Origin of the sequence: Mycetohabitans endofungorum (genome assembly GCF_037477895.1) — a bacterium.
In the GTDB taxonomy this organism is placed as follows: domain Bacteria; phylum Pseudomonadota; class Gammaproteobacteria; order Burkholderiales; family Burkholderiaceae; genus Mycetohabitans.
Window position 1 is genome coordinate 20,785 of the sequence record NZ_CP132745.1, and the last position, 10,024, is coordinate 30,808.

Sequence of the window (10,024 nt, forward strand, 5' to 3'; positions counted from 1 at the left end):
CCAATAGCCGAGATTGCGCACTTGAGATAGCGCTCGCGGCCGTTCGCCACAGTCGGTAAATCACCGGCGCGCGGCACGTTTTGTCAATGAAAAGGCAGCTTTGGATAATGGCCCCGCAGCCATTCGTCGTTACGATGGTGTGTGATTGAACGCCGTGTGCGTTCGGCGCGTACGGTGGCAAAGCAGCGGTAGGCCGTGCGCTCTCGGTGGACGACGCTGCGATGTTTGAAAAGGAGCCAGGCGATGAGCTATCGTGCACCGGTCAAGGATATGTTGTTTACGATGAACGCGTTGGCGGACATCGATGCGGTTAGCCGCCTGCCCGGCTATGAGGAGGCGACGCTCGAAACCGCGCAAGCCGTGCTTGAGGAAGCCGCGAAATTCGCCGAGCAGGTGCTCGTGCCGCTGAACCGTACCGGGGATACGCAGCCGTCCACATGGGCCGACGGGGCGGTCACCACGACTGCGGGATTCAAGCAGGCCTATCGCCAATACGCGCAAGGCGGCTGGCAGGCCGTCGTGCATCCGCCTGAGTTTGGCGGACAGGGCTTGCCCAAGCTCATTGCGAGCGCATGCAACGAGATGATCAATGCGGCGAACCTGTCATGGGCGCTCTGCCCGTTGTTGACCGATGGCGCGATTGAGGCGTTGTTGACCGCCGGCAGCGACGTGCAGAAGGCGCGTTACTTGCCCAAGCTGATCGCCGGCGAATGGACTGGCACGATGAACTTGACCGAGCCGCAGGCCGGTTCGGACTTGTCGTTGGTGCGCACGCGCGCGGAACGCCAGGCAGACGGCACCTACAAGCTGTTTGGCACAAAGATCTTCATCACCTACGGCGAGCATGACATGGCGGACAACATCGTCCATCTCGTGTTGGCCCGCACACCCGACGCGCCGCCGGGCGTCAAGGGTATTTCGCTGTTCATCGTGCCGAAGTTCTTGCTCGATGGTGACGGTGCGCCGGGCGCGCGCAACGACGTGAATTGCGTGTCGATCGAGCACAAGCTCGGTATCAAGGCGAGTCCGACCGCGGTGCTGCAGTTCGGTGACCACGGGGGGGCGATTGGCGAGCTGGTCGGCGAGGAAAACCGCGGTCTGGAATACATGTTTATCATGATGAACTCGGCACGGTTTTCGGTCGGTATGCAGGGCGTGGCGATTGCCGAGCGCGCCTACCAACAGGCCGCTGCGTATGCGGCCGAGCGCGTGCAGAGCCGTCCGGTCGATGGCTCGGCCAAGCGGGCGGTGACGATCGACCAGCATCCGGATGTCAAGCGGATGCTGATGACGATGCGTGCATTGACCGAGGGTGCCCGTTCGCTGAACTACTTTGCCGCGTCCGCCTGCGATATCGCGCATCGGCATCCGGACGCTTCGGTGCGGGAACAATATGCGCGGCGCTATGAGTTCCTGGTGCCGATCGTCAAAGGCTGGAGTACTGAACTGTCGGTCGATGTTGCCAGCATGGGCGTGCAGGTCCACGGTGGCATGGGCTTCATCGAGGAAACCGGCGCCGCGCAGCATTACCGTGACGCGCGCATTCTGCCGATTTATGAAGGCACGACCGCTATCCAGGCGAACGATCTAGTGGGCCGCAAGACCGTGCACGACGGCGGTGCGGTCGCTCGCGGGCTGTGCGAGCAGATTGCACTCACCGAGTGTGAGCTGGCCCATCACGAGGAGCCAGTATTTGCGGCAATGCGCAAGCGCCTGGCGGCGGCGCGCGCTGCGCTGGCCGAATCGATCGAGTTCGTGATCGGTCACGCGATGACGGATCCGAACGCGGTTTATGCCGGTAGTGTGCCGTACCTGAAGCTGTGCGGCATCGTGCTGTGTGGGTGGCAGCTTGCGCGCGCGATGCTTGCGGCGCATGCCACACGGGCACAGGATCCGGTATTCTGCGACGCGAAGATCGCGACCGCGCATTGCTTTGCCCATCACGTGCTGCCGCAGGCGGACGCGCTACGTGTGGCAATCGCCAGCGCCGCAGTCTGAAGCCGCTCGCGCGGCTGGTGAGCTATGCGCATGCCGGTGTCGATCCGCGCTACATGGGCATCGGTCAGGTACCGGCATCGCGGCTCACGTTGCAAAAGGCCGGTATCCCGGTTGACGCACTCGACGTGATCGAGGCGAATAAAGCGTTTGCCGCTCAGGCGTGCGCGGTCACCCGTAAGCTCGGGCCGGATCCCGCAAAGGTCAACTCGAACGGCTCGGGTATCTCGCTCGGCCATCCGATCGGCGCCACTGGCGCGTTGATTACCGTCAAAGCGATCCACGAGTTGCAGCTTATCAGTGGCCGTTATGCGCTGGTGACAATGTGCATCGGCGATGGTCAGGGTATCACGGCTGTCTTCGAAAACTTGCCGTGAGCGCGTCTTGGCGTTTGCATGACACGATAAGTAATTGTCTCGATGAGCAAGTATTTTTAGCCCGCTGCATGAAGCGGCGCATTCCACGGCTTGCCTGCCTTGACCATTGCATTGAGGATGGTCAGCACTTTGCGTACACAGGCGACTAACGTGCCTTTTTCGGTTTTCCTGTGCTCACGAGGCGGTCGTAAAACGTCTTGATGACCGGATTGAATTGAACGGCGACAAGCGCTGCCACTTAGGATGGTGGTTCACCCCGCGGGTCTAGACAATGAACTGGCATCACCCTGTCCGACTCGCGGAGGATCTCCTGGATAAATGAAGCATGCGGGTTCAGCCGCAGGTTAATGTGACCGACTTCTGAACCAAGGCACACTGTCCTGGATTCGCGCCCGGGCCGGCTCAGAGAACTGGTTGGCTTCCATAAAGCGGGTAATCTCAACCCTCGCTATATTCCCTTGACGATCGTCTAAGTTATGTAGCGAACCCTCGAACCGAAGTCTGCTAAGCACATCGCATAAGTCGGCTTCGCCCGCGCCATTCAGTAGGCTCAAGCTCTGCTGCCAGACCCACTTTACCAGTGCATCGTCTAAATTGTAGGTGCACATTAGTAGGCCGAGTGCGACCTGTACGCGCTGCGCTGGCAGTACGCGCAACAATGCCGGCTCCAGTAACTGGAGTTCGTGTGCGTGGTGCTCGCGCGGTAAATCCGTCAACCCCTCTGGAAGATAGCGTAGCGCAATGCCCAACTGCTCGTCAGGCAGCGACAGCGCTACATCACGCAGCTGCGTGTACTGGGCGAGCTGCTCCGCTTGCGGCAAAAACAATATGAAACTTGCTAACATGCCAACCGATTCGCCTTGATGAGAGGGCGGCAGCTGCAACGCTTGTTCGCGTAACACCGCATACAGTCCAGGAATGCGGTCGTCGCTCCCCCCAAAGTGAATCATTCGCAGACACAATACCGGGATCAGCTCCGCTTGCTCGGACACCCTCAAGGACGCAAGCCGAGCCACAAGCGTCTGATAACGCTTGACAAACTCAGCTGAGCCAAACAACAAAAATTTCAAACTGTCAGCCAGTTCCGTCCAGACATTATCCTCTTCGGGCGCACGCCGCTGCGCCATCGCGTAAGCGAAGTCGAATAATTCATCCCGATGGCTCCAATGGAAATCGCGCAATGAGTGCAACAACAGCGCTTTTTGTATTTGCACGCCATCCTTCGGAATGCGCTGCGCCGCCGCGTACACGCGCTTGAAGGCTTCGCCGCGCTCGCGATATGGCAACGCTTCCAACCGCTGGCGCAGCGCGTCAAGCGGCTCGACGTGCTGCGCCGGATCGGCGAGCGTGCCGTCCATCTCACTGAGCAGCTGGTTGACTGACGCGAGGCTCACGGCTTGGTCGGCTCGTTGCCAGTAGCGGTAGACTAAGCGCCGACTTTGCATCGCATGGTACGTGCGACGATCAACTACTGAAAAATTTCCCACGTCTTGGACGGGCACGTAGTCACCGATCCGTTCAATGAGTTCGCGCGGCAGGTCATGATATGTCGTGGGTCGGCTGGCCGACGGGCTCGTCAGCCCACCGCTTGCTGGTTTCAGTATCGGCGGGGGCGTCGACGCAGCAGGCTGCGGGCACGGCTCCAACGCATACATGTAGGCTTGGCAGTCGTTCAAAGCGGCATGCAGATCAAAGTCCATCTGTAAGCTCGGCAGTCGATAAAAAACGGCGCAATACGAAGTGAGGCCGCGCAGCAGGCTAGCTGAAAACGGGAAGCTGAGCACAGCGATGGACTGTGAATGCCATGTTTTTGGCGGATAGTGCAACGCCAATATGCGGAAATTGTTACATCGTCTGTTGGCAACTCACATTTTGAAGAAGCTTGTGCGAAGCTGGCAATGGTAACCAGCAAGCAGCCAAAATAACGTGCGGATCAAATAAGTGATGGTACAGGTTCAGTTACATCCGACCCTCCCCGGCCGCACCGTACACACGTAGCTTGAAGCACATGAAGCTTGCCCATTTCGATTTGAAACACAATAATAAAAATCGGTTTAATATCGATTCCTGAATTTTCCTGTGAGAAACGAATCCCTTGCAGACAATAAAATTCAAGCAAGAAGGGTCTAGATGTCGAGTCAAGCAAAGCGAGCGCAGTACGCGCTCGAATTCAAGCTAGAAACAGTTCGACTGGTAAAAGCCAGTTAAAAAAGCATGGCGACAGTGGCAACAACGCTGAAAGTGCCGGGACAGGCTTTGCACAACTGGGGGAAGGCAACGCGTGACGCGTATAACCGGCTTGATACTGCGAAAAAGTCATCTTAATGCACGAACGTTTTGTGCCACTGGCGCGGGTCGTTGTTCGATGCACCGTGCGTAGAGCAGCCGCGCGGTTGGCTTTGCGCAAGCCGTCGGCGCCGGTCATCGCGATTACGGCGTACAGTACGCAAATGATGTGCTTGCAGTGATAGCCCCTCAATGAGATAAACCGGCTCAAGGTTGGGCGTTCCCGGTACGTTTGCCGATTACTTTAGTGAATTTCCGTCCTCCGGCATGTCGATATCCGACGCCTCGATGCATTGGAATTGTCCAACGATTGATGTACTTAAGCTACTGTGGCTGTTAATCTGGCGGACTTCTGAGCCAGCACGCACTGCCTTGGATTCGCGCCTGGGCTGGTTTGGAAAACTGGTTGGCTTTCATAAAGCGCGTGATCTCACCCATTGCCACTTTCCATTGGCGATTGTTCAGGTGCCATAGCACTCCATTGGCCCGAAGCTCGCTCAGTACCTCCCATAAAGTGGCTTCACCCGCCCCGTTCAGTAGATTCAATCCCTGCTGCCATCCCCGCTTGGCTAGCGTGTCATTGATGAAATAGGTACTTCTAATGAACCCGACTGCTGCTTGCTTGCGCTGCGCCGTCGGCACGCGCGTCAAATAGCGTTCAAGCAACGCCAGCTCTTGCGCTTGTCGCTTAGGTGAAAAGCTACCCAGTCCTTCAGGCAAACGCTGCAGCGCGATCCCCCATTGGTCGTCAGGCAGCGACAGCGCCCAATCGCGCATTTGCGCATACCACGCGGATCGCTCCGCTTCCGGAAAGCGCCACACGTAACTTGCTAACGCGCCAACCGATGCGCCTTGATGAGAGGGGGGCAAGCGTAACGCGTAGTCATGTAAGAGCGTATAAAGCTCAATGACGCGCGGGTCTGCTTGGTTAAATTTATTTAGTAAACGGACCAGTGTGGGAATGATCTGCGCTTGCTCGGCTACGCTCAACGACGGCAGCCGTGCCAGAATCTTGTAATACCACTGAGCAAACTCAGGGGTCTCAGGTGTGTCGAGTGAAAAATTCGACAGTCCAAGCGCCAGTTCTGGCCACACATTGTCCTGTCCGGGCTCACGCTGTTCGGCCAGCGCGTAGGCAAAGTCAAACAGTTCCATCCATTCGCGCTCATAGGTGAAATCCCGGTGCATGAGCAACAGCGCTTTTTGTATCTGCACGCCGTCTTGCGGGATACGCTGCGCGGCTGCGAATAAACGCTTAAATACGCGGGTGCGCCCGGCCTCCAACGTTTTCAAACGTTGGCACAGCGCGTCCAGGGGGTCGGCGTACTGCGCTGGATCAGCGAACGTGCCGTCCATCTCATCGAGCAGGCGGTGGATCGACTGAAAGGTCACCGCTTGTTTTGCTCGTTGCCAATAGCTATGAACAAGGCGTCGAGTCTGCATCGCATGATACGTGCGCCGGTCAACGGTGGCAAATGGCATCACGTCTTGGACGGGCACGTAGTCACCAATGCGCGCGATGATTTCGGTCGGCAGGTCCTGGTAGGTGGTGGGCCGCTTGGCCGATGGGTTTGCCCACGCGGCGCTGGGTAGCTGCGGTGGCGGTGGTGCCGACGCGGCGGGTGTCGGGCGAGCCTCTAACGCGCAGATATAGGCCTGATAGTCGTTTAAAGCGGCATTCAGATCGAAGTCCATCGACAAGCTCAGCAAGAAGTAAAGAAGACACCACGCGTAGCAAGGTTGCGCATCAGGTTAGCGAAAAGTAGGCACAGGCGCGCAACGATACTTCACAAGCGCGAGATTTCTGGCGGACAACATAAGCCGGCGGATAAGTCGCGACAGGCGGGCGATGCAAGCGGGCAACGACAGGGGGCATCGGCCGGGCAATAACTCAATGTGCGTGGCATGTAAGGTCGTTTTCTCCAAGCGGATCAGTCGCTGCGCCCCATCCCGCACCACCCCACGCTTGATTCCTTGACACGGCGCCAGCCCTCACTCCTTGCGCCGTGGGACGATAAACTCAATAACTGTCTTGATGGCCATGTATTTTTAGCCCGCTGCATGAAGCGACGCATTCCACGGCTTGCCTGCCTTGACCATTGCATTGAGGATGGTCAGCACTTTGCGTACACAGGCGACCAACGTGACCTTCTTCGTTTTCCCTGCGCTCACGAGGCGGTCGTAAAACGTCTTGATGACCGGATTGAATTGAACGGCGACAAGCGCTGCCATGTACAGAAAGCGGCGTACCACAACGCGCCTGCCGAAGACCGTGCGTTGGCTACGCATGAGGCCGGAAATGCGATTGGTCTTTGTCAACTGCCCCATTGCGCGGGCGAAGTCACGCGCCTGTTGAGGATTAACGACTGCTACGGCATGCTCAGCTTCCTGTAACGCACAGGCGACTGACATTTTAAGGCCACCCGTAGTTTTAAGCACGACAAGTGCAACCTGACGCTCGGTCAGTTTTGCCAGCACAGCATCAAAACCCTTTTCATTATTAGGCAAACTCAGCGTAGGGGCCTTCAGGCCAATTGCTCCATCAGCGTGGCCCTCGCCACATCAATGCCAATTGTGGTTGGCATCGGGGGCCGAATCTGGCAGGCTCATCACTGCCCCTCCTTGTAAACGCGAATTGAGCTCAAACAATTGTTCTGGCTTTCGATGAGCGGCTTGGCTCGTGCGCCTTTACTGGGTTACGGGCTGTGTTAACCCTAGGGGATGTCAGACTGCACGAGCCTCGCCAAACCGACACCAACACCGACGGCAGATTGATGGACGATGCGCTTGCGGCACACTGCAGAGCTTACCGTGGCTAAGGCTGCGCGTTACCCGCCGTATATCCATTGCCCACAAGCTTCACCGCTTTTACTATCAAGAAAAGAAACACTCATTTCTAAGATACAAGGGCAGCGGAGACAGTTGCGAAACGCAGTCCGCCAAGCCGGCAAAACCTTTAACGCCGGGGCTCCAAATTTAAGGGTCCGTATTGATCATTGATCGGCGCCGTCGGTTCGTCGTCGATTGAAGCCGCAGCATTGGTATCAGCAGGTGGTCGCACGGGCGCCGGACGCGTAGCCGCGGTGGCCGGCCGGATCGGTTGCGGGGACGGTAGCGCGACGGCCCGGGCCGTCAATGCCGCGGTTGCTTCGGCGGCGGATGGCGGGGCATGCGGACCGGTTGCATCGGCTGCATACGGCACGTCGGCCGACGGGCGGGGCGCGGCCGCGGCGGTCGAAGGGGCCGTCTGTATGCCATAGACAACCGGCGGCTGCGTTGGATCGACGTGAGCGGCTTGCGGCGGCAGTGGCGTGATTGCCTCCTGTGTCAAAGCGTCGGTTGCCGCGCGTGCCTCGGCGCGGGACACACTCGGCGTGTCGGCGAGTGGCTGCATCGGCTTGGTCGACACAGCGGCGGCCACCGCATGTTGGGCGGGATGTGCCCCGACCGGTACAGTGTGCCCGTCGGTGTCTTGCGTCTCCGGGGCGATAGCTTTGCGCACCTTTGCATGGCGTGCTCGCGGTAGGCTGCGCTGCACAGCGCCCGAATCCGTGCTCGCGGGACTCGCGCTGCGTGCTGGCGGTATGCGCGCGAATGCCACAGTATCGGATGCCTGCATGCGCGCTTGCGGCGACGGCAAGGTGCTTGACGGTGTCGTGACGGCCTGCTGCGGTGCTTGTGCACCCAAGCGAGCGGTATGGCTTGCAAGCGTGGCAGCATCGAACAATGGGACGGTGCTGGCGCTCATATTGGATTGCGTCAGCGCCTCACGGCGCACGATATCGGCATACCGGTGCGGCTCCGACGACGTCTTGTCCTGGTAGAGCTGGCTGATTGTTACCCCCAAAGCGCCGGCGCCCAGCACCAGCAAGGCGGCGAGTGCGACTATGTGGCGTCGCGCGAGTGGAGCACGTTGCAGGCCGGTCCACGGCGGCGTAACGAACGATGGCGGCGTGGCATCGAACGAGCGTGCCGTGGCGTACGCCGGTTCAGTCCCTTGTTGTCGTCGCGCGTAGTAGGAACTCTCGTCGTTTGCCGTTGAGTCGGCGTGCGAGCGGGTAGCGGCGGCGCGGGTTCTTGCTGGTCCCAGCCGGGGCTCAATTCTGCGCGTGATGCGCACCTGTTTGCTGCTGCGCGCCGATCCCCGTCTATTGAAGCCCGGCGCCACGCCATGGGGCGTTTTTAATCTGGCGCTCATGGTCTTGGTGGTGACAGTCCGTGAATTAGCCGATCTTAGAGGGGCGATTCAGGGTTTTATGTGCGGGCGCGCACATTGCTGCGGCGCGCTGGCGCATCCACGCGCGCTCACGCGATGGACCATTTCGCAAGCTAGTCCACGCGCGCGAGTCTATGCGCGCTCGCCGCGGATGTAGAGCTCCAACTGTTGGATCGTAAACGCCTGGTCGGAGATGATGCTCTTAACCAAGTCGCCGATCGAAATCATGCCGACGAGCCGTCCTCCGTCGATAACAGGCAGATGCCGTAGACGTTGCTCGGTAACCAGGGCCATGCAGCTTTGCGCACTGTCCTCCGGGCGCACGTAACGGACTTCACGGGTCATAATGTCACGCACTGATGTGGCCTTCGAGGAGCGGTCCATCAACACGATCTTGCGGGCGTAGTCGCGCTCGGTGACGATGCCGACAATCTTGCCGTCCTCGGTCACGACCAGCGCGCCGATTTGCTTCTCAGCCATACGCTTCATTGCATCGTAGACCAGTGCTGACGCGCCGATCGTGTGCACGGTAGCGTCCGGCTTGCTCTTCAAGATCTGTGCAACGGTAGCCATCGGATGCTCTCCTTGCGCTGGCATGGGCACGCGGCAGGATCGAATGCGCCGTCCGCGCGGACAGTGGGGCGCCAACAAAGTGTATGTTACATACAAGTATAGGACACAGTATCGGCAGGCACGCGTGTGCGGCAGCGCGGGCGTTGCGCGGCGCCGGGGAAGGCTGTCGTCACTGGATGGCACCCGTCGGCGTCCTGGCAGCGGGCGAGCCCGATAGGGCTGGCGGCGGCGCAGCGGGCACGGGCGGAAGTGGCAACACCGGCGTGGCAGGGGCAGTGCGGATCGGCGCCGTCGCGCCGGCGCCAGGCGTGTCACTGTGCGTCGCGGGCTGCATCTGCATCGCGGGCTGCATCGCGCGTCAGTACCGTATGAACTGCTTGAAATTCACGCCAGCCTCCCACGGATTCGGCGGGCATCCAAGCATATTGTTGCACTGCGCGGAAAAACCGATGGTCGCCGAGCCGTCGTTGTTCGGCGTTTTCGTGATCACATAGGCGAGATCGCGACGCATTTGCTGCCCAACAAGCAGTCTCAGCTAAGAGCGTGCCAGGCCTCGTTGATAGATTGGCACAGTGGC

6 protein-coding genes and 4 pseudogenes are annotated in these 10,024 nt (G+C 59.3%); 3 read left to right on the top strand and 7 right to left on the bottom strand.

Translation table 11 applies throughout. From position 1 onward, the window contains the following. Positions 1–243 precede the first annotated feature (243 nt). Together RA167_RS12470 and RA167_RS12475 are read left to right on the top strand one after the other, a co-directional pair. Positions 244–1,998, top strand: a complete 1,755-nt coding sequence (locus RA167_RS12470) for an acyl-CoA dehydrogenase (protein WP_076787928.1) — start codon at positions 244–246, stop codon at positions 1,996–1,998. Further along, a pseudogene (locus RA167_RS12475) lies at positions 1,989–2,372 on the top strand (acetyl-CoA C-acyltransferase); the annotation flags it as partial. The gene RA167_RS12470 and the pseudogene RA167_RS12475, both read left to right, overlap by 10 nt. A 56-nt stretch (positions 2,373–2,428) precedes the next feature. On the opposite strand, the pseudogene RA167_RS12480 reads toward RA167_RS12475, so the two are convergent. Together RA167_RS12480 and RA167_RS12485 are read right to left on the bottom strand one after the other, a co-directional pair. Further along, a pseudogene (locus RA167_RS12480) lies at positions 2,429–2,610 on the bottom strand (IS110 family transposase); the annotation flags it as partial. Between the two features lie 106 nt (positions 2,611–2,716). Then, a complete protein-coding gene (locus RA167_RS12485; RefSeq protein ID WP_076788576.1) occupies positions 2,717–4,072 on the bottom strand; it encodes a hypothetical protein in 1,356 nt (451 codons plus the stop codon). 430 nt (positions 4,073–4,502) lie between these two features. On the opposite strand from RA167_RS12485, the pseudogene RA167_RS12490 reads away from it, so the two are divergent. Then, positions 4,503–4,658: pseudogene (locus RA167_RS12490) on the top strand (IS3 family transposase); the annotation flags it as partial. 336 nt (positions 4,659–4,994) lie between these two features. On the opposite strand, the gene RA167_RS12495 reads toward RA167_RS12490, so the two are convergent. From RA167_RS12495 to RA167_RS12520, 5 genes and pseudogenes are all read right to left on the bottom strand, one after another. Next, positions 4,995–6,368 carry a hypothetical protein gene (locus RA167_RS12495; RefSeq protein WP_076787929.1) on the bottom strand — a complete coding sequence of 458 codons (1,374 nt, stop codon included), beginning with the start codon at positions 6,366–6,368 and terminating at the stop codon, positions 4,995–4,997. A 339-nt stretch (positions 6,369–6,707) separates the two neighbouring features. After that, positions 6,708–7,255, bottom strand: a pseudogene (locus RA167_RS15705) (IS110 family transposase). A gap of 359 nt (positions 7,256–7,614) precedes the next feature. Further along, positions 7,615–8,856, bottom strand: a complete 1,242-nt coding sequence (locus RA167_RS12510) for a hypothetical protein (protein ID WP_076787933.1) — start codon at positions 8,854–8,856, stop codon at positions 7,615–7,617. 150 nt (positions 8,857–9,006) lie between these two features. Then, the gene (locus RA167_RS12515; protein WP_076788577.1) at positions 9,007–9,447 is read right to left on the bottom strand and encodes a CBS domain-containing protein; all 441 of its coding nucleotides are present in this window, start codon (positions 9,445–9,447) and stop codon (positions 9,007–9,009) included. Positions 9,448–9,616: 169 nt separating this feature from the next. Next, entirely contained in the window at positions 9,617–9,787 is a 171-nt protein-coding gene (locus RA167_RS12520) for a hypothetical protein (RefSeq protein WP_338877500.1), read from the bottom strand. Positions 9,788–10,024: the final 237 nt, after the last annotated feature.